The organism is Rhodoferax aquaticus (genome assembly GCF_006974105.1).
GTDB lineage: Bacteria > Pseudomonadota > Gammaproteobacteria > Burkholderiales > Burkholderiaceae_C > Allorhodoferax > Allorhodoferax aquaticus_A.
Genome location: NZ_CP036282.1, coordinates 2,895,968 through 2,918,661, shown reverse-complemented (window position 1 = coordinate 2,918,661; position 22,694 = coordinate 2,895,968). Strand labels below are relative to the sequence as shown.

The following is a 22,694-nucleotide window of genomic DNA, read 5'->3' as shown; positions in this document are numbered from 1 at the left end:
TTCACCGATGGAAATCGTGGGCTTGGAGTTATCTGGCCACCAATGGGTCGGGCGTTTCTCTGTGCCATTGGGCGTTTGGCTTGCAAGCTTTTTGAGCACAAATAGGCGTTAAATTGGTGTTTTCTCACGTAACCCATAGAGCTACTTCATGATCACCTGCTACCTGCGCTACATCATTGACCCCCACAAACTGCCTGAGTTTGAGCATTACGCCAAGCTGTGGATTCCTTTGGTGAACAAGCTGGGTGGGCAGCACCACGGTTACTTCATGCCGTCGGAAGGGGTAAACAACGTGGCCTTGGCCATGTTTTCCTTCCCCAGCCTTGCACTGTACGAAGCGTACCGAACCCAGTCGTTCCAAGACCCAGAATGCCAAGCTGCCTTCCAACTGGCAGAAGAAGGGCGCTTCATCCTCAGCTACGAGCGCAGTTTTTTCAGGCCGGTGTTTGCCTAGGTCTTCTACCCCTGGTGGATAGAGCGGCGAAGCCCATAGAGGACAATCCACCCCCCTTTGCATCTCTACCATCCCACGTGCCTGTACGTATCTATCTTGCCCCCATGGAAGGGCTTCTCGACTTTGTGTTGCGCGACATCCTGACCCGTGTGGGCGGGGTGGAAAAGTGCGTGTCGGAGTTCATCCGTATCACGCACACGCTGATGTCCGAGAAGGCGATGTTGCGTACGGTGCCAGAGCTGGCCTTCGGCGCGCGCACCTATGCGGGCGTGCCGGTGTGGCCGCAGCTGCTGGGCTCGGATGCGCCCTGCATGGCCGAGAATGCCGCTCGCTTGGCCGAGATGGGCTCGCCAGGCATTGACTTGAACTTCGGTTGTCCGGCCAAAGTGGTCAACCGCCATGGCGGCGGTGCCACGCTCTTGCAAGACCCGGAGATTCTTCACACCATCGTGGCCGCTGTGCGCGCGGCGGTGCCGGGCCACATTCCGGTGACGGCCAAGATGCGCCTAGGCTACAACGACGACAGCCTGGCTCTGGACTGCGCCCGCGCGCTGGAGGCGGGTGGCGCGGCCGAGATTGTGGTGCACGCCCGCACCAAAGCGCAGGGCTACCGCCCGCCTGCCTACTGGGACCGCGTGGCCGATGTGAGAGGCGCGGTGCAGGTGCCGGTGGTGGTGAATGGCGAAATCTGGAACGTGCAAGACGCGCAAGCTGCGGTGGCGCAAAGTGGCTGCAGCACCTTGATGTTGGGGCGTGGCATTGTGGCGCGCCCCGCGTTGGCCCGCAGCATTTTGGCCGCCATGGGCACCGCGCCTGGCAGCATCGCCCATCCGGGTGAGGATTGGAGCTGGCAAGACTTAGGGCCGCTGATGCACGCCTTCTGGCAAGTGGCCAGCACGCGCCTAGAGCAAAAGCAGCAGGCCGGGCGCGTCAAGCAGTGGCTCAACCTGCTGCGCCGCCACTACCCGCAAGCGCAAATTGCATTTGATGAGATGCGCACGCTCACGCGCCCCAGCGATGTGGACGCCTGGATACGGATTTCTATTCCCGTTTAAGGGGCTAATGGGCTGTTTGCGCGCATCGAATAAGCGCAGTGAGCTATGAAATTTGTAGCAGTTGCCTGCGGACTGGCGCACGGACCCTAGTCGCTGAAAAACCCCTCAAATCCGCTGCTGGGTTCAAACCGACCTTTGCGAATACACAGCCGAGTCGGGCCGGGAATTGCCTTGTGGGGCAGGTCGTGGCGCGCGTCACCGGGGTAGCACATGAAGCGCAGGCCGTCTTCCTCAAACACTTGGGGCAGTATGGTGGGTGGGCGGCGCTGCTGCGCTTCTTGCAGCACGCTAGCCACATGGGCATGGCGTGCCAAATGTGCCAAGCCCATGATTTGAGGTGGCGCTAGTGCGATCTGCCCGTCCCAGTATTGTTCAAGTGCAGTGCGGGGTGCTAGCCACACACTTTGCGTGGTTTCAAAGTTGTCGTGGCGGGCTGTTTGGGTATGAGGCACGGCAGCAACAAAGAAGCGGGTGTCGAAGCGCTTGCTCATCAAGGGCGAGAGCGCAGGCGTGATCCAACGTGACCAGGGGTGCACCGCTCGCGTGTGCAAGGTGAGTCGCTGCGTTTGAAGCATGGTGGCAAAGGGCGTGCCTCGCAATTGCGCTAAGGCCTCGGCTTGTTCAGGACGCTCAGATGATGTGCTGAACAAAATGCCAGCCTCTTCGTAAGTTTCGCGCAGGGCTGCCACAAACAATCCTGCGGCGACTGACTCCGGGGTGCTGGTTTCACCCAGTGTTTGGTGCAAGGCCAGCGAGGCTTGGTCTAGCAGGCCACTGGCGGCCAAGGCTTCGTCTTGGGCGTCAAGCTTTCCACCCGGAAAGACGTAGGCGCCACCCATCACGTCAGACTGCTCGCTGCGCCGCATCAAAAATACCTCTAGGCCTTGTGTGCCGTCACGCAGCAAGACCACGCTGGCGGCGTGGCGCACGGGAGCTTGGCTAGGCGCTTCGCTGCTGTTCAAGGTCATGGTGTGGCTTGTGTTTGTGGGGGTTGAATTGTGCGTGTGCAGCGCGATATAGGCAGGATATCAGCGAATGGACTTGGCGCCTGCAGACACTGCTGCCCTGTGGTACCTTCGCTGCCCATACGAAATTGAAGGGCCCGAGGAATGAATCAAGCAAAGAACGCAGCAATCGCCTTGGCACCCGAGCGCTTGCTTGGTATCAAACGCGGTGTTGAAAAGGAAAGCGTGCGCTCCTTGCCAGACGGTGGCCTGGCCATGACGCCCCACCCCAACGGCCTAGGCTCGGCACTCACACACCCCCACATCACCACCGACTTCAGCGAGTCGCAGGTTGAGCTGATTACCGGTGTGCATGCGGGCGTTCAAGAGTGCCTGGACCAATTGCAGCAGGTGCAAACCTTTACCGACAGCCAGTTGGGCGATGAAATGCTGTGGGCCTCTAGCATGCCCACTTGTTTGCCGGAAGACGATGCAATTCCCTTGGGGCAATACGGCAGCTCTAATGTCGGGCGCACCAAAACCATTTACCGCATGGGCCTGGGCTACCGCTACGGCAGGCGCATGCAAACCATCTCAGGCATTCACTACAACTGGTCTTTGCCCGGTGTCAGCAGTGAGCAGTACTTTGGTTTGATCCGTAACTTCAGGCGCCACGCATTCTTGCCCTTGTTCTTGTTCGGTGCGTCGCCTGCCGTATGCGGAAGTTTTGTGGCGGGCCGTGAGCACAAGCTTCAAGCGCTGTCTGAGCAGACCATGCACTTGCCGTATGCCACTTCGCTGCGCATGGGCCGTTTGGGCTATCAGAGCGATGCACAGGCCTCGCTGGCCGTGAGTTACAACAGCCTTGAGGGGTACGGCGCATCTTTGCAAGACGCCTTGACACGACCTTACCCAGGTTACGAAGCCATAGGCGTGCGCGGGCCTGACGGTAACTACCGGCAGTTGGCCACCAGCCTATTGCAGATTGAGAACGAGTTTTACGGCACCATCCGCCCCAAGCGGGTGATTCGCGCGGGCGAGCGCCCCTTGCATGCGCTGCGCGAGCGCGGGGTGGAGTACGTCGAAGTGCGCTTGATGGATTTAGACCCGTTTGAGCCTGTCGGTATCAACGCCCAAACGGTGCGGTGGCTCGATGTGTTTTTATTGCACTGTTTGCAAACCAACAGTCCACCTGACACGCCTGCAGAGATTGCGGCACTGGCGCGCAACCAACATAAGACCGCAGAGCGTGGGCGCGAGCCTGGCCTGCAGCTGGAGCGGGGCGATGCCCAAGTGATCTTGGTGGAGTGGGCGGCACAACTGCTCGATGAGATGCTGCCTTTTGCGGCTGCGCTGGATGCGGCTCACGGCGGGGCTGATTACACCACCGCAATACATGCGGCTCAACATAGCGTGCTTGCCCCTGACACGCTGCCTTCTGCCCGTGTGTTACGTGCTGTTCAAGAGGAGTACAAGGGCTCGTTCGTTGACTTTGTACGCGCCCAATCCGCAGCGATTCAGCGCGCCATGCGCCATGCCCCACTGGATGTCCAGCAAGCGGCGCACCATAGGCAGTTGGCGCAAATCTCGCGGGACGAGCAGCGCCATATTGAGCAAAGCGACAGCTTTGTGTTTGATGACTATTTGAAAGAGTATTTGTCACCCGCCCGCTTGGTGTTGAAGCGCTGAACACGCGAAGCGCTTGGCCCACAAAAAAAAAGCCAGTCACGAGGACTGGCTTTTTTGTGGGCGTCAGCGGTGCTTAGGCGGCAACGGCAGGCGCAGCAGCCGCCTTAGGTTCTGCTGGCTTGGCAGCGGCTTTTGCGGGAGCAGCTTTAGCCTTAGGTGCTGCGGCCTTGGGAGCAGCAGGCTTTGCGGCCGGCTTAGCAGCAGGGGCTGCCTTCTTGGCTACGGGACGCTTGGGCATCGCAACTTTAACCTTGGCTTTTTTGCCAGAGATTTTGTTAACCAATGCGCCAGAAGATGCTTCCAGTTTGGCTGCCACCGAGATCGCGGCTTCAGCGGCTGGTACAGCTGCCACTGCCAATGTGCTCAGTGTGTCCAAGCCGGTGGCTTGTTCAAAGCGGCTTGCATTGGCTGCAACTTGTGCAACGCCTTTGCCAGCCAAGGCAACAGCCTTGTTCACGGCAACGTCAGCGCCGTCAGAAGTCAATGTCACGCCTTGTACGTACAGGGCGCTGATTTTCTTTTGTGCGGACAATGCGTTGTTGCGCACGTCTGCGCTGATGCGCTTACCCACTTTTTGCACGCCGTTTGCCCATGCTTGGTCGGCGTAGCCCACGGCACGCTCGTTGCCCACACGGTAGGCGTTGATCACGTTCTTGGCAGTGTTGCCATAGGACTCGATCAGTTCGTTGGTCACAGTCGACAGGTTCTTAGCGCTCATGGTGAGATCCTCAAAGTAGTGGGTAAGGTTGTTGCTGAAACCGATTCTCACGATTCACCCTAGTGGAGACACCTTAATTCGCGTTGTTTTCCTAGAGGTAACGGTCTAAGCCCGCAGCGCTGGCAAGCCAGTGGCGTTGCCGTTCATGGCTGGATAAACTATGGGGGTTGCGCGCCGCTTTGCGCGAGCCGTCCCAAGCCGATGTAGTTCTGAAGGGGAGTGGCACTACCGCAGTTCCTCAAGTCTCTCGGTTCACCTGTTTTTCGCACTTTCGGCGCTTGTCGCCAAAGCACTCGGCACATCACTTCAAAGAAAGATCAGCAGCATGGCCATTCAGTGGTTTCCAGGGCATATGCACCTCACCCGCAAGGCGATTCAAGAGCGCATCAAAGAGATTGATGTGGTCATTGAACTGTTAGATGCACGCTTGCCTGGCTCCAGCGCCAACCCCATGCTGGCCGAAATCACTGCAGCCAAGCCCGCTTTGAAGGTGTTGAACAAGCAAGACCTGGCCGACCCTGTGCGCACTGCGCTGTGGCTGGAGCATTTCAATGCCTTGCCGGGTACGCAAGCGTTGGGCTTGGATGCCAGCATGAGCACCCCTGCCAAGGCCTTGGTGCAGGCATGCCACGCGCTTGCTCCCAAACGAGGCGGTATGGCCAAGCCGATGCGGGTATTGATCTGTGGCATTCCCAATGTCGGTAAGTCCACCCTCATCAACACGCTGAAGGGCAAACGTGCCGCCAAGACGGGTGACGAAGCAGGTATTACCAAGTTAGAGCAACGCATCACCATTGCAGATGACTTCTACCTGTATGACACGCCCGGCGTGCTGTGGCCGCGCATCATCGTAGCCAAGAGCGGCTACAACCTGGCGGCAAGTGGGGCCATTGGGCGCAATGCCTTTGATGAACAAGAGGTGGCGTTGGAGTTGCTGGACTACTTGCGCCAGAACTATGCACCGGCCCTAGAGGCGCGCTACAACTTCACGGGTGCGGCGGAGATGACGGACGAGCAAATCTTGGACGTGGTGGCCCGCAAACGCGGTGGCCTGATGGCGGGTGGCAAGCTCAATTTGCAAAAGGCCGCTGAGGTTGCGATCTACGACTTTCGTGCGGGCAGCTTAGGCCGCATCACGCTAGAAACCCCGCCTGAGTACGCCGAGTGGCTGGCCCACGGACAAAAGCTAGATGCAGAGCGTCAGGTCAAGAAAGATGCGATTGAGCAGGCTCGGTTGATCCGCTTGAAGAAGATTCCCCGGCCACCCCGCGTGCAAGATGGGGATAGGGAACTTTCTGACTGAAACAGGGCGTTTTCGCCCATGTAATCTGCGCAATTAGCTATATTTTTAATAGCAAATAGGTTTTGTTTTTGACGGTTGATTATTTTGAAATCCATACTTCCTCTTAGCTTGTTGGTGCGCCCTGATGGGGCCGACCCCAACCCCTTGGTGATTTACCACGGTAAAAACTGCCCCGATGGTTTTGCTGCGGCGCTCGCGGCTTGGTTGTTTTACGCAGGTAACGCTGAGTTCTTGGGCCTAGACCATGGGGATGTGAAAACGGTGGACGATCTACCCCCTTTGGATGGGCGCGCGGTCTACATCTTGGACTTCTCTTTCTCTGCCGAGCTTTTGCGTGCCATGGAAGCACGCGTTGCCAAATTGGTCATGCTGGACCACCATAAAAGTGCGGCCGATCGCCTAGAGGGCTTTGAGTGCACCTGCGGCGCGGTGTATTTCGACATGAAGAAGTCTGGAGCCCACTTGGCGTGGGAGTTTTTCTTGCCCGATCGCCCTGTGCCCCACTTGGTGCGCTATGTGGAAGACCGTGACATCTGGGTATGGCAGTACCCCGAGAGCGCCGCGTTCTTGGCGGCCCTCGACATGGAGCCTTGTGAGTTTGAGCGCTGGAGTGAGATTGCCAGCTTTGATGCAACCCAAATCCAGACCTTTATGGCCCGCGGCCAGGCCATGGACGACAAGTTTTGCAAGCTGGCAGAGCAAATCGCCGAGTCTGCACGCCCCTTGCGCTTTAACGGTGTGGACGGTCTGATGGTCAACGCACCCGGCGCGTTTCATAGTTTGGTGGGAGACATGCTTTCCGCCCAAAGTGGCACCTTTGCACTGATGTGGAGTGTGGACAAGACCGGCATCATCAAAGCGGGTCTGCGCTCTAAGCCTGGCTTTAACTGCATCCCCTTGGCTGAAAGCATGCGCGGCGGTGGGCATGCCCAAGCCTGTGGCTTCAAAATGGGGGCGGAGCGACTGCCTGAGCTGTTGACAGGGGTCTTTAGAGGCAGCGAGGCTGCTTAGTCAGGCGTTGGCATCCTCAATTCACCCCATCTCACTGGCCAGGGTTTAGGCGGGGCTGGCCACACTCCACTGCTTGGTGATGACACCTTGGCGATTCACGCTCTCCATCTGCACCCCAAAACCCCAAAGACGAGCAGCGTGCTTCAAGACTTCCAAGGTGCTGTCGCCCAGTGGGCGGTCTTGGTATTGCGTGTGGCGCAGAGAAAGCGATCGGTCCCCGCGTCGGTTAACGTTCCATACTTGGATGTTGGGCTCGCGCGTGCCTAAGTCATATTGCTGCGATAAGGCTTTGCGCACGTCGCGGTAGCCTTGTTCATCGTGAATGGCTGAAACCTGAAGCTCGCTTTGCTTGTCATCGTCGTGAATGGCAAACAAGCGCAAGTCTCTGATCAGTTTGGGGCTTAAAAACTGACCGATAAAGCTCTCGTCTTTGTAGTTGCGCATCGCATGGTCCAACGTGGGCAGCCATGGTTGTCCAACGAGATCCGGGAACCAAGCACGGTCTTCTTCGGTAGGGTTCTCGCAAATGCGCTTGATGTCGGTATACATCGCAAACCCCAGCGCATAGGGATTGATGCCACTGTAGGCGCGGTGGCCCACTGGAGGCTGAAAAATCACGTTGGTGTGCGAACTTAGCCATTCCAGCATGGTGCCGTTGCTCAGGTAGCCATCGTCGTACATGGTGTTGAGCAAGCGGTGGTGCCAAAACGTGGCCCACCCTTCGTTCATGACCTGGGTTTGGCGCTGTGGGTAGAAGTACTGGGCGATTTTTCGCACTAGGCGCACCACCTCCCGCTGCCACGGCTCGAGCAGCGGCGCGTTTTTCTCGATGAAGTACAGCAAGTTTTCTTGCGGCTCGCTGGGGAAGCGCTGTGCCTCTGGGGCCTCATCTGCCTTGTCCTCTTTCTTTGGCACTGTGCGCCACATATCGTCTACCTGCTGTTGGGCATAGGCCTCGCGGGCTTTGCGTTCGCTGAGCTCTTGCGCCAAACTCTTTTTGCTAGGCCTGCGGTACCGGTCTACGCCGTAGTTGGCCAGGGCATGGCAAGAGTCTAGAAAGGCTTCCACTGTTTCCAGACCGTAGCGCTCTTCGCACTCGGCAATGTAGTGGCGCGCAAACACCAAGTAGTCGATGATGGAGGACGCATCTGTCCACATGCGAAACAGGTAGTTGCCTTTGAAAAAACTGTTGTGCCCGTAAGCGGCATGGGCAATGACCAAGGCCTGCATGGCCGTGGAGTTTTCTTCCATCAGGTAGCTGATGCAGGGGTCTGAGTTGATGACAATTTCGTAGGCCAAGCCCATCTGGCCGCGCCGGTAGCGCTTGTCGGTGGCAATGAACTCTTTGCCATAGCTCCAGTGGCGGTAGTTAATGGGCATGCCTACGCTGGCATAAGCATCCATCATCTGCTCGGCAGTGATGATTTCCAGTTGGTTCGGGTAGGTGTCTAGCCCATAGCGGCGTGCGGTTTGCGCGATCACATCGTGATAACGCTCGATCAGATCAAAGGTCCAGTCGCGTTGGTCTGGCAGGGGCTGCTCGGGCCTAGGGCCTGCGGGCAATGGCGCTTGTAGCGGGGTCATGTGGGTGCCCCTTCTTTTTTGAACAGGTCACGGAACACGGGGTAGATGTGCGAAGGCTCCGTTACTTTGCGCATGGCAAAGTTGGGGTGCTCTTGGCCAATGCTCACGTACTCTTGCCACAGGTTTTGCTCTTCTTCGGCCACCTGCACATACGCGTAGTAGCGGCACAGCGGCAGCAGGCTTTCGGTGATGAGTTTGCGGCAGTAGATGCTGTCGGAGCCATAGTTGTCGCCATCGCTGGCTTGCGCGGCATAGATGTTCCACTCGTCAGGCGCATAGCGTTCTTGGGCAATTTTTTGCATGAGCTCCAGCGCGCTGCTGACCACGGTGCCGCCGCTTTCGGTGGCGTGGAAGAAGTCGTCTTCGTTGACTTCCTGGGCTTGGGTGTGGTGGCGAATGAAGACGATGTCGATCTTCTCGTAATGCCGCGTCAAAAACAGATAGAGCAGAATGAAAAACTGCTTCGCCAGTTCCTTGCGTGACTCATCCATGGACCCCGACACGTCCATGAGGCAAAACATCACCGCTTTGGCAGAGGGCACCGGGGTTTTGACGCGCCCCCTGAAGCGCAAATCTAAGGGGTCCAAGAATGGGATGTGCTTGATGCGCTGTTCTAGCGCCGCAATGGCCAGGCGCAAGGCCTTGATCTCAGACTCATGCCCCTGGCCTTGCGCCTCTAACAACGCTAGTTGCTTTTTCAACTCCTTGAGCTCGCGCCGTGGGCCTGTGCCTAGGGCGAGGCGACGGCCTAAAGCGCCGCGCATGGAGCGCACGACGTCCAGGTTGTTCGGCGTGCCTTCGCGGGTGTAGCCAGCGCGGTGGGTCTTCCATTCGGGAATGTCGTTGATTTGCTTGCGAATCAAATTGGGGAGTGCCAGGTCGTCAAAAAACACCTGCATGAATTCTTCTTTGCTCAGCGTAAAGACAAAGTCGTCGTTTCCCTCTCCGGAGTCACTGGCTTGGCCGCCTCCAGAGCCCGCGCCACCGCCTTTGGGGCGTTGGATGCGGTCGCCGCGCAAGTGGTCTTTGTTGCCCGGGTGCACGGTGTCACGCACACCACCTTGCCCATGGTGGAAGGTGGGTTCGTTGATGTCTTTTTTGGGGATGCTGATGTTCTCAGCCTGCTCCATATCGCGAATGCCGCGCCCGGAGACGGCTTTGCGCACAGCTTCGCGAATCTGCTCTTTGTGGCGGTTTAAAAACCGCTCACGGTTGCCGATGGACTTGTTCTTGCCGGCTAGCCGGCGGTCAATGATGTGCAGGGCCACGCGAATCCTTTCGGATCACACAACTACGAACCTACGAACTCTTTCTTACGCGCAAATACCATTCGCACAAGAGGCGAACCTGTTTGGCGGTGTAACCTTTGTCCACCATGCGGGTCACAAAGTCTTCGTGCTTTTTGGCTTCGTCAGCGCTGGCTTTGGCGTTAAAGCTGATGACTGGCAGCAACTCTTCGGTGTTGGAGAACATTTTTTTCTCAATCACCAAGCGCAGCTTTTCGTAGCTGGTCCAGTTAGGGTTCTTGCCCTGGTTGCCAGCGCGGGCGCGCAGCACAAAGTTCACAATTTCATTGCGGAAATCTTTGGGGTTGGCAATGCCTGCTGGCTTTTCGATTTTCTCTAGCTCAGCATTGAGCGCTACTCGGTCAAACACTTCGCCCGTGTCGGTGTCGCGGTACTCATTGTCTTGAATCCAATAGTCGGCATAGGTGACATAGCGGTCAAAGATGTTTTGGCCGTATTCGCTATAGCTTTCTAGATACGCGGTTTGGATCTCCTTGCCAATGAACTCGGCGTAGCGCGGGGCCAGTAGCTCTTTGATGAAGCCCGTGTACTTTTGCTCCAGATCGGCAGGGAACTGCTCGCGCTCAATTTGCTGCTCCAGCACGTACATCAGGTGCACCGGGTTGGCCGCAACTTCTGCGCTGTCAAAGTTAAACACCTTGGACAAAATCTTGAACGCAAAGCGAGTGGATACACCGCTCATGCCTTCGTCCACGCCTGCAAAGTCGCGGTATTCGTGGTAGCTCTTGGCACGCGGGTCGGTGTCTTTGAGGCTCTCGCCGTCGTACACCTCCATCTTGCTGTACAGGCTGGAGTTTTCAGGTTCTTTGAGCCGGGTGAGCATGGCAAACTGGCTCATCATGCGCAGAGTGCCAGGCGCGCATTTGGCTTGGCCAAGTGAAGACTCGCGGATGAGTTTTTCGTAAATCTTGACCTCTTCGCTCACACGTAAGCAGTAGGGCACTTTGACGATATAGATGCGGTCCAAGAACGCTTCATTGTGCTTGTTGTTGCGAAAGGCTTTCCATTCGCTCTCATTGCTATGCGCCAAAACTACGCCGTCAAAGGGGATGGCACCAAAGCCTTCGGTGCCTTTGAAGTTGCCCTCTTGGGTGGCCGTGAGCAAAGGGTGCAAGACCTTGATCGGCGCCTTGAACATTTCCACAAACTCCAGCAAACCTTGGTTGGCTTGGCACAGGCCGCCAGAAAAGCTGTAGGCGTCGGGGTCGTCTTGTGAAAAGCTCTCCAGCTTGCGAATGTCCACCTTGCCCACGAGCGAGGAAATGTCTTGGTTGTTCTCGTCACTGGGTTCGGTCTTGGCAATGCCCAATTGCTTGAGGGTGCTGGGGTAGCGTTTGACGACCTTGAACTGGCGAATGTCGCCACCAAACTCGTCGAGGCGCTTGACCGCCCAAGGCGACAAAATGCGTTGCAGGTAGCGTGGCGGAATGCCAAAGTTCTCTTGCAAGATGGGGCCGTCTTCGGCCGCGTCAAACAGGCCCAAGGGGCTCTCGTTCACCGGCGAGCCTTTGATGGCATAAAACGGCACTTGCTGCATCAGGTGCTTCAAGCGTTCCGCCAGAGAGCTTTTGCCGCCGCCTACGGGCCCCAGCAAGTACAAAATTTGTTTGCGCTCTTCCAAGCCTTGCGCCGCATGGCGGAAGTAGCTCACCACTTGCTCTATGGCGTCTTCCATGCCGTAGAACTCGGCAAAGGCGGGGTAGATTTTGATGACTTTGTTGGCAAAGATGCGCGAGAGTCGCGGGTTGTTGCGGGTGTCCAGCAACTCAGGCTCGCCGATGGCTTTGAGCATGCGCTCCGCTGCAGTGGCGTAGGCGAGGGGGTTACGTTTGCACTCGGCCAAGTACTCGTCCAAGCTCAACTCTTCTTCTCGGTTGCGTGCGTAGCGAGCTGCGTAGTTACCAATCGCGTCCATAAGACCTCCTGATCGAAAACCTCATCTAACCCGGGGACCATACCCTGCAATGTCAGTATAGGCCTGTCGGTTTTGACTGTCCAACAGTATGCTGGTTTAACACTATTCTAGGTAAGGGGCATTGGACTAAGCACCATAACTGGGTGGGGTGGGCAATGCTTATTAGTGGTTTGTTGTGGCCTTGCAAGTGCCGCTTTGGCGTTGAACGTGGGCCTCTGGATTGAGGACCGCAGTTGGTGGCCGTTCTCTCTTGGGTGCGAGCAGCTGCAATCAGAGTTTTTTGAAGTAATTTGGCCTCTGGCGCTTATCTGGATTGCGCAGGAAGCTATTAAAGGTGTAGCAAGTGAAATGCGGTCGGCTGGCTCCGGTGCAACTTTTGACTTGTATCAATGCGTCTAAGTGCGGGTCGGGACATGATGAAGGTCTTGGCTCCAAGCGTGTACCCACCCGGGGCACTGCGTCTTGGATCGACTCATCCATTTGACAAAGAGGGACGTATGTTTCATCACATTGTGTTAGCCACCGACGGTTCACCCGCATCCGACCATGCCGTAACTTTGGCTGTGGGCTTGGCGCGCACCCATGGTGCGAAACTGACGGCTGTGTATGCCATCGATCCCTACCCATACTTGGGCCTGGGCGAAGTCAATCCTATGGGTTTTCAGGCTTACATTTCCGCTGCGCAGACACAGGCAGAAGAAGCCTACGCCAAAGTTCGCGTCTTGTGCGCAGCTAGTGACAAGGCACCCTCCGTAGAGCTGCAAGTGCGTATGGTGGAGGACCAAGCCGTCTCAACCGGTATTGTGCAAACCGCGCAAGCAGAAGGAGCCGACTTGATTGTGGTTGGCTCTCACGGCCGAAGCGGTATCGCGCGCCTGATGCTGGGCAGCGTCGCCTCCAAGGTAGTTGCGGAGTCGCCAATACCGGTGCTGGTGGCGCGCTAAACACTAACACTTAGCGTCAGCGCCTCAGCGCCTCAGCGCCTCAGCGCCTCAGCGCCTGTGGGGGCGCTGTCCTAGCGCTCTCCCCACACTAAGCAGCGCTTATTGCGCAGCGTCTTTGAAAAAGCGTATGCGCTCGGCGTCAGCCGGGTGCGATGAAAACGCCATCCCCAGCGGCGAGTCTTCTTCCTCGTTCGCATCGGTTTTTTCTTGGCGTGTGGCTGCCGTGCCGGGGGTGTCGCTTGCTCCCTTTTTCTTGTCTGCTTGGTCTTGTTGGTACTGTTGCAGCCGCTCGAACATGCTCACCATGACGGCGGGCGAAATAGACGCAGCCTTGAGCACATGCACCGCGTAGGCATCGGCTTCGCGCTCGGCATCGCGTGAGTACTGGGCCTGCCCTAGCAAAATGGGCATGGTGGCCAGCACGGTGCTGAAGTCGCCAAACAGCACCGCCCCCAAACTACCCAGCACCGCGCTTTGCACCACCATGCGCATGCCGTGGCGGTGTTGCACATGGCCCAACTCATGGCCGATGACGGCGGTGAGGACCTTGTCGTCGCCTTGCACCAGCTCGACCATCTCGTCGGTCAAGATCATGGTGCCACCAGGAAGTGCAAAGGCATTGGGGCCAATATGGCTTTGCCGGAACAGAAGCTTCCATTCGGGCAGGGTGCCCGCTGGCAAGGGTGCCAAATTGCGTGCAATGGCTGCGCGCAAGCGGTTTTGTTCTTCCTCTGAAAGCTTGCTTGGGCCCATCCAAGTTTGGTCAATGGCGGCCAACGTGGTTTCGCCCAAGGCGCTATCCACTGTCAAAGGGGTGGCCGCCACCACGTAGCGGGACGCCGCTGGCAGTCCCCACAGCTGAATCGACACCAAAACCATGAGCAAAGCCAGTACGCTAGCGCCTACCCAACGCCAACTTTGCTGTGCGGTGACGATCCATGACTCGCTGTGTCCACCCGCTAGGCTCCACTGGTCCCAGGCCTGTACATCGCTGCACTGCACGGTACCACCATCCGGGAAATGGGCAATTCGCATGCCGTGGCGGGTCCGCTCGGGCCATTGCATGCGTGCTATGGGGGCGCTGCGGTCAATGCCATCGCCCAGCACGCGCAAAACGCCTTGGCGTAAATGCAGTTGCACCGCATGGCCACGGGCACTGGTTCCGTCAAAATACAAAGCGCTCAGTGGGGTATCCGGCACATCCATAAAGCTCACAAACCCATGTCAATCCCAAAGAAGTCGCCAGCGGCGTCCCCAGCCGCGTCGCCTTCATTGACGCGGGCTGCCCCAAAGAGTGCCAGCGGGTCGATGTTGGATTTGATGAACACGGACTCCAGCCGTAAACGCGCCATAGCCACGGCGGCAAACGGCCAATACAAGCCCAAGGTGATCACAACCAAGCACCAGTTCTTAATGGTTTGCCACAGCAGTGCGCGCACAGACAGCTTGCTGATAAAGCGCATGGAGCTGTTGCCTGTTTTGGTCCACACCAAGTTCTGAATCTTGGCGATGGTGTAGGGCTTGAGCACGACGAATACCACAGCCATGCCTACAAAGAATCCAAATCCCATTCCAAAGACACTGGCAATACCCAGGCTCGCACTGTCATTGCCACCACCGCTTGTGGCTAAGCCAAAGGCGATAAGCCAAAAGACGGCGCCGCTAGCCAGTACAGAAAGCACCGCCACGCCAATCGCTTTGCCAGAGAGTTTGTAGAAGTCCAGCGCAGTCGCTTTGAACGTGGTTTGTAAGCTGCCCAGGGCGTAGTTATTGTGCTGATAGCGCTTCAAGTTCCATAGCAACCATGGCGTTATTGCTATGCAAAGCAGCATGATGCCTGCCATGGTCCAGAGCAGCCACATGTTTTCCTTGGGGGCTGCATCTTCAGGTGCAAATGAGGCTAGACCAATAATGAGAATCGCTGGGATAAACAGGGGCATGGCTGCTGCGTATGCGCCGCCAAGGGTGCCAGTGAAGGACAGGCGTAAGCCGCGCCAGCTGGTGTTGGCCATGCGGAACTGCATCGAAGACTTCAGCAGAGCAGGCCATATTCCTGCAACGATGACCAGCGCAATAAGCCCCGCCATGGGCGACGCGTTTGACGCTGCTGAGTACAAGCCAAACAACACACCTACGAGCATTGAGCCTTTGAACATGGTCCGCGGATTGCCATGGAAGCCCAGTGGTGTCCCGTCTACCAAGGTGTTGCCGTAGAAATAGCGCATGCGCCGCACTTTGGCCCACGGGTAATAAATGCCCAAGGTGATGATGAGCAAAAAGATGTTGACGATCCAAATGCGGAAGTATTCGCTGCCGGAGCCCGTGAATTCAATGGGGAGCTGCACCGGACGCTGCAGTGGCGAGTGCGCCATGCCCGGTACATCCGATTGACTCATGCTGGCTACGTTCATCGCAACTGTCTCCTAGTTCGGTCAAAGTAGCCCAAATCATAGGTGCAATTCACCGCATTTTTGGGAGTGCGGTGTGGTGGCAGCCGCGATTTACCCAACCCCTTGTTGAACAGCAGGACATTGGGGGAAGGTCATGCGTATGCTGGCACCCACGTCGGCGTGCGGAGCAGCGCTTGCTGCGTCGAGCTTGTTCTTGAGTAACTCTATGTGTCCACCCAGCACGTTCGTGACCAGGTTGTAAACGATGTGCATACCCAAGCCCGATCCGCCTCTTCCCAGCTTGGTTGTGAAGAAGGGGTCAAACACCTTGTCCCTGTGCTGTTCTGGTATGCCAACGCCATCGTCACTGAAAACAAGTTCCACCCACCCCTCGTTGAGGGTCCGCGTGCGCAAGTGCATGGTGCCCTGCGCCCGTCCTTCAAAGCCGTGGGAGAGTGAGTTGCTAATCAGATTAGTCAAGACTTGACCCAGGGCGCCTGGGTAGCTTTCCATGGCAATGTCTGGGGCCAAGTCGGTGGTCAAGGTGTATGGCGTCTTGTTATACAAAGGAACCAAGGTCGTGAGCAGTTCCTTGAGCATGGTGCTTAGGTCAAAGGCGCGACGTTTGTCACTTGACTGGTCAACGGCCACTTGTTTAAAGCTTCGCACCAGCTCGGCTGCACGCATGAGCGTGCGAACCAGGACTTCTGCCCCTTCGTTGCAGGCAAGCAACGAGCTTTCAATGAGTGACTTGCGGGGCCTTGGCGCGTGAATTTCATTGACCAAAGTCTGGGTGTGGTCTTGCATGGTGCTCGCGATGGTGACGCCGATACCAATGGGGGTATTGAGTTCATGCGCTACACCCGCCACGATGGAGCCCAACGCGGCCATTTTTTCCGACCTTAGCAGTTCCCCCTGCATGCTGCGCAAACTTGCGAGTGCTTGGTTCAGCTCGGTGTTGGCCTCTTCGAGGGTTTGGGTTCTTTGTTGTACGCGGGCTTCGAGTTCTATGTTGAGTTCCCGAATCTCATGCTCGGTTGCCCGCTGCCTAGTCACATCTATGGGGGACAAAAGCGCAAGCGACTGTCCATTGAAATCCACCACCCGCCCAGACATTCTGCATAGCAAGATACTTCCGTCCTTGTGGCGCAGTGGTGTCTCAAGGCTGTCTAGCTTGCCCTCGCTCTGCAACGCTGCGAAGTAAGGCGCACGTTCGTCGGGATAGACCCATAACCGCACCTCATGGGCGGTGCGGCCAATCACCTCGTTGCTAGCAAAGCCAAATTGCGCGCTCCAGCTTTCATTGATTTCGACCATTTGGTGGTTGTCCAAACGGACCAACGCAAGCGGCACCGGGGAATGCCTGAACATGCTCGAAAACTTTTGCTCGCTCCTGCGTAAGAAAGCGTCAACCTCGCGCAGTGAGTCCTGCGAACGCCCTAGCTTGTTGATGTGTTGAATCAACAAAAACGTGAGCGCAGATACAAACAAGACCGTGACACCCGAGAAGAGAATGCGGTCAGTGCTACGGGCGCGCCAATTTGCCAAAACGGTACTCTGCTCCCTCGCAAATACCGTGGTGATCGGAAAGCCCTCGATCTTTCTGTAAATGTAGATGCGTGGGATCGCTTTCTTTTCGTCAAGAAAGTGTGTGTCTTCAAAGGTTCCCTCTGCAAGGGGGCTCTTGGATACGCTGCTGCTCGCCGAACTTTTGAGCGTATGAAAGACTTTGGATTCCGTGATGTCCATGCCCATTTGGGCCTCGTCGAATGGAGAGCGAACAATCAAAAATCCTGCGTCTGCAAACAATGCAACCAAGGCGTTGCTGTCCGCCGCGACACGTGCATACACGCCACTAAAGTAAGAAACACTGACATCTGTACTCAAAATGCCAAGGTACTGGCCGGTACTTGTATATATGTTCCGTGCGAGTGGAACCACGAGTTCTCCGTCGTAAAACCGCTTGAATGGTTTGCCGATCACGGGGTCCGTGTGGTCCGTGTTTTGCAGCAGAAAGGGGATGTAGGTGCGATCGTCAGCATCCGTTTGGTAAGCCGGGTAGTCAATGGAACTGACATACGCTTGGCCTCGGGGGTTCACAAACTGCAAAGACTTCAACACTTTGGTGAAGGATTGGGCCTTAGTCAGTACCCCACGAATCGTGGCGTCGGACACTTGCCCTCGGGTTTGAGCCGCTTGGATGGACTTGACGACCCCGTCAAGATTGCGACTTGCCTCGCGCAGGGTGAGTTGGGCATGCTCTTCCAATAGTCGCACAGCCACCTGTCCGTGCTCCTTCTCAGAAGCGAGGGTCAGCTGTTTGTCTTGCGCAATCGCCCACCATGTTTGGCTCAGTATGGCCAATACGGTGGCAACAACGGCCAGCAAAATGTAGCCACTTGCGTAGCCTTGTCGTTTGTGCGGGTCCTGTAGTGGCAAGATGTAAAGGGTGCGGGTTGGATGAAGGGCTGGGTGAGGTGCCTACTTGTAGATACCGGTACCGAGGCAGATTTGTGTACCGGGGATACGTTCGACATAACCACTCTTGGGCTCAATTTCTTTGGTCAAAGGGTGGGGCCATCGGTAGTCGACCCAGCCGCGCCCTGGGTTTTTACATTTTTCTGCCATTTTGCGTATGAGTGGCACGCCTTCCGAGTCCAGCATATCAATCATGACCTTTCCGCGTATTTTTGGGTTTTTACCATGTACGGCCTGGAAGCCTTGGTAATCCAAGCTATAGAGGTACAGGTCTCCATTGGGGTTGATGTCGCTGCGCACATTGAACGGGCTGTCTAGTTGGTTGAACTCGGTGAAAGCGTCGCCCATTCCATGTTGTTTGACATAGGCTTGCGCTTTTTTCATGAGGGCCTGCGCCTGTGCAGCGCTGCTTCTTACGGGGGCGTTTTGCGCCGCTGCGCCGCCCACGCACAAGCCCAGCGCTATGGAAAGTAGCGCCCTGCAGCTTTGCCGCATTACCCTGGACATATGCATGCGCTTGTTGACGGGGCAGTACCTGGCTTTGTTCATTTGTAGTACCCGCTGCTAATGTAAAGGCCCTCATAGCGCTCGGTATAAGAGCGCTTAACGCTTACTTCTTTGGTCACCGGGTTGGGCCACTTGTAGGTTTGCCAACCCTTGCCTGACTTGCTATTGCCTAGGCTTAGAACGGTTTTGATGACGAGCTTGCCGTCAGCGTCTCGCAAATCCAGCATGTTCTTGCCTATCATTTTGTCGTTGATATGCGCAAGCGCAACCCCTTGCGCGTTATAGACAAACAAGTAGAGATCACCCTTGATAAAAGCTCCTTTCGGATTGACAAACTCGCGAAGGGCCGCCTCTTTGCCGTTGGCTTTGACATAGGCGATGGCGTTTTTTACCAAAGCCTCCACTTCTTGTGCCTGCTGACTCTCACTGCCGTGCGCGAGTGTTAGGAAGAGCCCAACGATCAAACAGCACAGACGTTTACCAAGTAATCGGACCATCTTGCTCTCCATGCTGGTCTCCTGTGGTGGGTTGCTTGTATTTCTGATCGTACAAGCACCGCTGGGTAAGCCGAATGATAGGAGCAATCTTTAGATTTAGCGAGCGTCAAGAAGCCGCCCTATGCTTGCCGAGTGCGGCATGTGGTGCGATACTGAAACGGGCATAACCCATTCATTGTTAAGACTGGTTCAAGGAGTGTTCTATGAGCGTGGTACCGCCAGAGCAAGACGACGACTGGCTGATCGACGACGCTGACCCAGAGACTGGTCCGCAAGACGCCAACACACTCAAGCCTTGGCGCATCTTGATCGTAGATGACGAACCTGACATCCACTTGGTGACCCGCATGGCGCTGAACAAGGTGATGTCTCGCGGTCGCCCGATTGAGATACTGTCCGCATACAGCGGTGCCCAAGGCTTCGAGATCCTCTCGAAGGAGTCCGACATTGCACTCGTCTTGCTCGACGTGGTCATGGAAACGGACCACGCAGGTCTGATGCTTGCCCAAGACATCCGTAAACAACTGGACAATCAAATGGTGCGCATTGTGCTGCGCACCGGGCAGGCCGGGCAAGCACCAGAAGAAAGCGTGATTGTTGATTACGACATCAACGACTACAAATCCAAAACAGAGCTCACCCAAAGCAAGTTGTTTGTGACCGTCGTAGCTTCCTTGCGCGCCTATGAAGGGCTTGTGGCCATTGAGCACCATTACTTTGACATGGCAGAGCGCGAGCGTGTGGAAAACGAGTTACGAAGCGCAAAAGAAGCGGCTGAAACCATTGCCGCGTCTAAAGGCCAGTTTCTGGCCAATATGAGCCATGAAATCCGCACGCCCATGAATGCCATTTTGGGCATGCTGAAGCTTTTGCAGGACACAGATCTGAATCCCCGTCAGTTGGAGTACACCGATAAAACCGAAGGTGCGGCCAAGTCATTGCTGGGGCTTTTGAATGATATTTTGGACTTTTCCAAGATCGACGCAGGCAAGATGGTGTTGGATCCCCAGCCTTTTGCGATGGATCAACTGCTGCGGAACTTGGCCGTTATTTTTTCCGCAAGTTTGGGCAAAAAGCCCTTGGAGCTCATGTTTGATGTGGACCCCCATGTGCCCAGCACCTTGGTGGGTGACGCCATGCGACTGCAGCAAGTACTGATCAACTTAGGGGGGAACGCCATCAAGTTCACCCACCAAGGCGAGATTACGCTCCAAGTGAAAGTGCTGCAGGCTTCAGAGGCCAGCATTGATTTGCATTTCGCCATGAAAGACACAGGCATCGGCATTGCCGCTGAGCAACGCAGCAACATCTTTGCTGACTTTACGCAAGCTGAAGCATCGACCACACGCCGATACGGGGGGACTGGCTTGGGCTTGTCCATCTCTCAGCGTTTGGTCAACCTGATGGGCGGCACGTTAGAACTCGATAGCACCCTCGGGCACGGAAGTGACTTCCATTTTCAAGTCACTATGGGCATGCCTGAGGTCCAGGCAGATGCCCCATGGGTCGCGGGCACCGGGCTGGACACCTTGCTGATTGAAGACCACCCGACAGCACGTGCCCTTACCACAAGGATGCTCGAATCACTAGGGTGGACGGTGGATGCGGTGGCGGGTGGCGCCCAGGCGCTTGCGCATTTGCAGGCTCGCTTGGACACGGGTGTTGCACCCTACCAAGTGGTGTTTGTCGATTGGGCCATGCCCGGCATGGATGGCTGGGAGACCATGGCTGCGATGAGGAGCATGCTCCCTGTTGGCCAATCTCCGATTATGGTGATGCTCAGTGGGCATGGAAGGAATCAGCTATCGGACCGTAGCCTGCAAGAGCAAAGTGAGCTCAACGCTTTTTTGGTCAAGCCCATTACCGCAGGCATGCTGCGAGACGTGGTGCAGCAAGCGCAAGAAGGGCGTAGCAATGTACGCGCTATACCCCGCCCCAAAACGGAGAAGCCTAGGCGCTTGCAGGGCTTGCGCCTTTTGTTGGTTGAAGACAACTTGATCAACCAACAAGTGGCCAGAGAGTTGCTGGCCGCAGCGGGTGCCATTGTGGATATTGCCGAAAATGGGCAAGAGGGAGTCGATGCCGTGGTCATGGCCAAACCAGCCTATGACCTCGTTTTGATGGACGTGCAAATGCCCGTCATGGATGGCTTTGAGGCGACGCAGCGTATTCGCCAGAACCCCGCTTTTGCAAAGCTGCCGATCGTAGCAATGACTGCCAACGCCATGGCCTCTGACCGCGACGCTTGCTTGGCTGCCGGTATGGACGCCCATGTCGGCAAGCCCTTTGATTTGACTGAGCTCATCAGCGTCATTTTGGACCACACCAAACGCAAGGAAGGGGGGGCCTATAGCGCTGTCGGGGCCGTTGCGCCGGGCAAACAGACTGTAGAAGCTGGAGCGCCTTCTGAGATTGAATCTCTGCCGCGCACCGATGCTGTAAACGTCAAAGGCGCCTTGGCGCATATGGACGATAGCGTGGAGCTCTATGTGGGTGTGTTGGATGAGTACTTGCGTGACCTTGCCCTGCAGCCCGACAAACTAGATGCCGCGCTGCAGCGCAAAGACCTGCTCACCGCTACCCGCATGCTGCACACCCTGAAAGGTCTGTCCACCATGGTGGGGGCGAGCTACATGGCGGCTATTGCCAAGAAATTGGAGCGCGACGTCAAGGCGGCAGACAAAACTTTGGACGTTGACGCGGTAAAAGCGCTGTTTCGTGCGGCGGTGAATGCGACGCAACAGTCCATGGCACCTATTGCTCAGCAGCTTCGAGCCCATCTTCCTGCCTCCGCCGAGCCGACCAAAGTCCTAGATCGGGAGCGCGTAGTCAAAGACTTAAGCGCCTTATTGGCCATGCTGGAGCAAGATGACATGGAGGCCGTTGAAGTGTACGCAGTCCTCAGGCAAGCCCACCCAGGCCTCACTGGGCGATGGTGGGACACGCTGGCCACTACGATGGCAGATCTTGACTTTGTCGCGGCGGCCCAAGCGTGCCAAATGGGCCTGGATCAGTTGGCTTAGACGCAGGTTTTCTTGAGCCATTCTGCGAAGGCCGCACATTCCCAGCGGTCCATCATGCCAGTGCGCCAGCACAGGTAGTGGGCATGGGGGCTGGGGACATTCATGTCAAACAAGCGCACCAAGGCGCCGTTTTCAAGCCACGGCGCTCCCAGCTTGAGGCGGACTAGAGCAACGCCCATTCCCGCCGCTGCGGCATCGCACATAAGGCCGATGTCATTGAACTGGGACCCTTCTAAAGGTTCTGGCCAATCGAGGTGGTTGGCTGCGTACCAGGTACGCCAAGGTTCCAAGGGACTGCGCAGCAGAGGTTCACCTTCCAAATCCTGTGGCAGTGAAAACGGCCCTCGCTCACGCACAAAACTTGGCGACGCCAAGGGCGTTACTTCGTCCTTGATGAGGCAGGTGTGTTCAACATCGGCATAGCGGCCTGTGCCAAAGCGCACCATCAGGTCAGCGTCTTCGGCAACCACGTCAAGCAGTGGGATGGAGACCTGCAGGGTCAGCTCGATTTCAGGGTACGCCTCTGTAAACTGCCGCAGCCTTGGGATCAAGATGGAGCGTGAAAACGTGGGGGTCACGGCGACCCGCAACTTGCGCTTACCTGGGGCCGCGCTGGCGCTTGGGAACTTTTGTAAAGACGCCAAACCCTCCCGTACATGCGCCAAATACTCAATGCCTTCTGTGGTGAGCGAAAAATCAGCTCTGCCAAACAGCTTAGTCCCAATGATCTGCTCCAGCTGCTTCACGCGGTGGCTGACAGCGCTGGGGGTGACACACAGCTCTTCAGAGGCCTGGGTCACACTGCGCAAGCGGGCCAAGGCCTCAAACGTCAGCAAGCACTGAATGGGGGGTATTCGTGAAGGACTCATAGTGGG

18 protein-coding genes are annotated in these 22,694 nt (G+C 56.7%); 7 read left to right on the top strand and 11 right to left on the bottom strand.

Annotated features, from left to right (window positions below; translation table 11 throughout):
• Positions 1-148 precede the first annotated feature (148 nt).
• Together EXZ61_RS13390 and EXZ61_RS13385 are read left to right on the top strand one after the other, a co-directional pair.
• Positions 149-454, top strand: a complete 306-nt coding sequence (locus EXZ61_RS13390) for an NIPSNAP family protein (RefSeq protein WP_142812241.1) — start codon at positions 149-151, stop codon at positions 452-454.
• A gap of 104 nt (positions 455-558) precedes the next feature.
• A complete protein-coding gene (locus tag EXZ61_RS13385) occupies positions 559-1,509 on the top strand; it encodes a tRNA dihydrouridine synthase (protein ID WP_142812240.1) in 951 nt (316 codons plus the stop codon).
• Between the two features lie 86 nt (positions 1,510-1,595).
• Here the strand turns inward: EXZ61_RS13385 and EXZ61_RS13380 are convergent, their stop codons facing one another.
• Positions 1,596-2,477: an NUDIX hydrolase gene (locus EXZ61_RS13380; RefSeq protein ID WP_142812239.1), complete on the bottom strand. Its 882-nt coding sequence runs from the start codon at positions 2,475-2,477 to the stop codon at positions 1,596-1,598.
• 141 nt (positions 2,478-2,618) lie between these two features.
• Here EXZ61_RS13380 and gshA point away from each other — a divergent pair, with 141 nt between their 5' ends.
• On the top strand, positions 2,619-4,142 hold the full coding sequence (gene gshA, locus EXZ61_RS13375) for a glutamate--cysteine ligase (protein ID WP_142812238.1): 1,524 nt from the start codon (positions 2,619-2,621) through the stop codon (positions 4,140-4,142).
• A gap of 73 nt (positions 4,143-4,215) precedes the next feature.
• Here gshA and EXZ61_RS13370 read toward each other — a convergent pair whose 3' ends face one another.
• Positions 4,216-4,860, bottom strand: a complete 645-nt coding sequence (locus tag EXZ61_RS13370; RefSeq protein WP_142812237.1) for a hypothetical protein — start codon at positions 4,858-4,860, stop codon at positions 4,216-4,218.
• 325 nt (positions 4,861-5,185) lie between these two features.
• Between EXZ61_RS13370 and ylqF the strand changes: the two genes are divergently transcribed.
• Both ylqF and EXZ61_RS13360 read left to right on the top strand, forming a co-directional pair.
• Complete coding sequence (gene ylqF, locus EXZ61_RS13365) at positions 5,186-6,163, top strand: ribosome biogenesis GTPase YlqF (protein WP_142812236.1); 978 nt, start codon at positions 5,186-5,188, stop codon at positions 6,161-6,163.
• Between the two features lie 78 nt (positions 6,164-6,241).
• A complete protein-coding gene (locus tag EXZ61_RS13360; RefSeq protein WP_142814243.1) occupies positions 6,242-7,174 on the top strand; it encodes a DHH family phosphoesterase in 933 nt (310 codons plus the stop codon).
• A gap of 45 nt (positions 7,175-7,219) precedes the next feature.
• Here EXZ61_RS13360 and EXZ61_RS13355 read toward each other — a convergent pair whose 3' ends face one another.
• The 3 genes from EXZ61_RS13355 to EXZ61_RS13345 are packed head-to-tail and all read right to left on the bottom strand — an operon-like array spanning position 7,220 to position 11,980.
• On the bottom strand, positions 7,220-8,758 hold the full coding sequence (locus EXZ61_RS13355) for a SpoVR family protein (protein ID WP_142812235.1): 1,539 nt from the start codon (positions 8,756-8,758) through the stop codon (positions 7,220-7,222).
• The gene (locus EXZ61_RS13350) at positions 8,755-10,026 is read right to left on the bottom strand and encodes a YeaH/YhbH family protein (RefSeq protein ID WP_142812234.1); all 1,272 of its coding nucleotides are present in this window, start codon (positions 10,024-10,026) and stop codon (positions 8,755-8,757) included. The genes EXZ61_RS13355 and EXZ61_RS13350 overlap by 4 nt, the downstream gene beginning before the upstream one ends.
• Before the next feature lie 31 nt (positions 10,027-10,057).
• Positions 10,058-11,980 (bottom strand): PrkA family serine protein kinase, encoded by a 1,923-nt coding sequence (locus EXZ61_RS13345; protein WP_142812233.1) that lies wholly within the window; start codon positions 11,978-11,980, stop codon positions 10,058-10,060.
• A 497-nt stretch (positions 11,981-12,477) separates the two neighbouring features.
• Here EXZ61_RS13345 and EXZ61_RS13340 point away from each other — a divergent pair, with 497 nt between their 5' ends.
• Positions 12,478-12,924, top strand: coding sequence for a universal stress protein (locus EXZ61_RS13340; protein ID WP_142812232.1), 447 nt, complete (start codon positions 12,478-12,480; stop codon positions 12,922-12,924).
• A gap of 99 nt (positions 12,925-13,023) precedes the next feature.
• Here the strand turns inward: EXZ61_RS13340 and EXZ61_RS13335 are convergent, their stop codons facing one another.
• The 5 genes from EXZ61_RS13335 to EXZ61_RS13315 all read right to left on the bottom strand — a co-directional run bounded on the left by EXZ61_RS13335 (position 13,024) and on the right by EXZ61_RS13315 (position 18,796).
• Positions 13,024-14,130, bottom strand: coding sequence for a M48 family metallopeptidase (locus EXZ61_RS13335; RefSeq protein ID WP_237219188.1), 1,107 nt, complete (start codon positions 14,128-14,130; stop codon positions 13,024-13,026).
• Positions 14,131-14,135: 5 nt separating this feature from the next.
• The gene (locus tag EXZ61_RS13330) at positions 14,136-15,335 is read right to left on the bottom strand and encodes a YjgN family protein (RefSeq protein WP_142812230.1); all 1,200 of its coding nucleotides are present in this window, start codon (positions 15,333-15,335) and stop codon (positions 14,136-14,138) included.
• Between the two features lie 90 nt (positions 15,336-15,425).
• Entirely contained in the window at positions 15,426-17,753 is a 2,328-nt protein-coding gene (locus EXZ61_RS13325) for an ATP-binding protein (protein WP_142812229.1), read from the bottom strand.
• Positions 17,754-17,795: 42 nt separating this feature from the next.
• Positions 17,796-18,341: a cache domain-containing protein gene (locus EXZ61_RS13320; protein ID WP_142812228.1), complete on the bottom strand. Its 546-nt coding sequence runs from the start codon at positions 18,339-18,341 to the stop codon at positions 17,796-17,798.
• A complete protein-coding gene (locus EXZ61_RS13315; RefSeq protein WP_142812227.1) occupies positions 18,338-18,796 on the bottom strand; it encodes a cache domain-containing protein in 459 nt (152 codons plus the stop codon). Before EXZ61_RS13315 ends, EXZ61_RS13320 begins: the two co-directional genes overlap by 4 nt.
• A gap of 203 nt (positions 18,797-18,999) precedes the next feature.
• Between EXZ61_RS13315 and EXZ61_RS13310 the strand changes: the two genes are divergently transcribed.
• Positions 19,000-21,819 carry a response regulator gene (locus EXZ61_RS13310; RefSeq protein WP_142812226.1) on the top strand — a complete coding sequence of 940 codons (2,820 nt, stop codon included), beginning with the start codon at positions 19,000-19,002 and terminating at the stop codon, positions 21,817-21,819.
• Here the strand turns inward: EXZ61_RS13310 and EXZ61_RS13305 are convergent.
• The gene (locus tag EXZ61_RS13305) at positions 21,816-22,688 is read right to left on the bottom strand and encodes a LysR substrate-binding domain-containing protein (protein ID WP_142812225.1); all 873 of its coding nucleotides are present in this window, start codon (positions 22,686-22,688) and stop codon (positions 21,816-21,818) included. The genes EXZ61_RS13310 and EXZ61_RS13305 overlap by 4 nt on opposite strands.
• Positions 22,689-22,694: the final 6 nt, after the last annotated feature.

Excerpts from the sequence above, each read along its gene's own strand:
- EXZ61_RS13330 (WP_142812230.1), bottom strand. The coding sequence starts at position 15,335 with ATGAACGTAGCCAGCATGAGTCAATCGGATGTACCGGGCATGGCGCAC.
- EXZ61_RS13345 (WP_142812233.1), bottom strand. The coding sequence starts at position 11,980 with ATGGACGCGATTGGTAACTACGCAGCTCGCTACGCACGCAACCGAGAA.
- EXZ61_RS13305 (WP_142812225.1), bottom strand. The coding sequence starts at position 22,688 with ATGAGTCCTTCACGAATACCCCCCATTCAGTGCTTGCTGACGTTTGAG.
- EXZ61_RS13340 (WP_142812232.1), top strand. The coding sequence starts at position 12,478 with ATGTTTCATCACATTGTGTTAGCCACCGACGGTTCACCCGCATCCGAC.
- EXZ61_RS13370 (WP_142812237.1), bottom strand. The coding sequence starts at position 4,860 with ATGAGCGCTAAGAACCTGTCGACTGTGACCAACGAACTGATCGAGTCC.
- EXZ61_RS13390 (WP_142812241.1), top strand. The coding sequence starts at position 149 with ATGATCACCTGCTACCTGCGCTACATCATTGACCCCCACAAACTGCCT.
- EXZ61_RS13355 (WP_142812235.1), bottom strand. The coding sequence starts at position 8,758 with ATGACCCCGCTACAAGCGCCATTGCCCGCAGGCCCTAGGCCCGAGCAG.
- gshA (WP_142812238.1), top strand. The coding sequence starts at position 2,619 with ATGAATCAAGCAAAGAACGCAGCAATCGCCTTGGCACCCGAGCGCTTG.
- EXZ61_RS13315 (WP_142812227.1), bottom strand. The coding sequence starts at position 18,796 with ATGGTCCGATTACTTGGTAAACGTCTGTGCTGTTTGATCGTTGGGCTC.
- EXZ61_RS13385 (WP_142812240.1), top strand. The coding sequence starts at position 559 with ATGGAAGGGCTTCTCGACTTTGTGTTGCGCGACATCCTGACCCGTGTG.
- EXZ61_RS13310 (WP_142812226.1), top strand. The coding sequence starts at position 19,000 with ATGAGCGTGGTACCGCCAGAGCAAGACGACGACTGGCTGATCGACGAC.
- EXZ61_RS13320 (WP_142812228.1), bottom strand. The coding sequence starts at position 18,341 with ATGAACAAAGCCAGGTACTGCCCCGTCAACAAGCGCATGCATATGTCC.
- EXZ61_RS13380 (WP_142812239.1), bottom strand. The coding sequence starts at position 2,477 with ATGACCTTGAACAGCAGCGAAGCGCCTAGCCAAGCTCCCGTGCGCCAC.
- ylqF (WP_142812236.1), top strand. The coding sequence starts at position 5,186 with ATGGCCATTCAGTGGTTTCCAGGGCATATGCACCTCACCCGCAAGGCG.
- EXZ61_RS13335 (WP_237219188.1), bottom strand. The coding sequence starts at position 14,130 with ATGGATGTGCCGGATACCCCACTGAGCGCTTTGTATTTTGACGGAACC.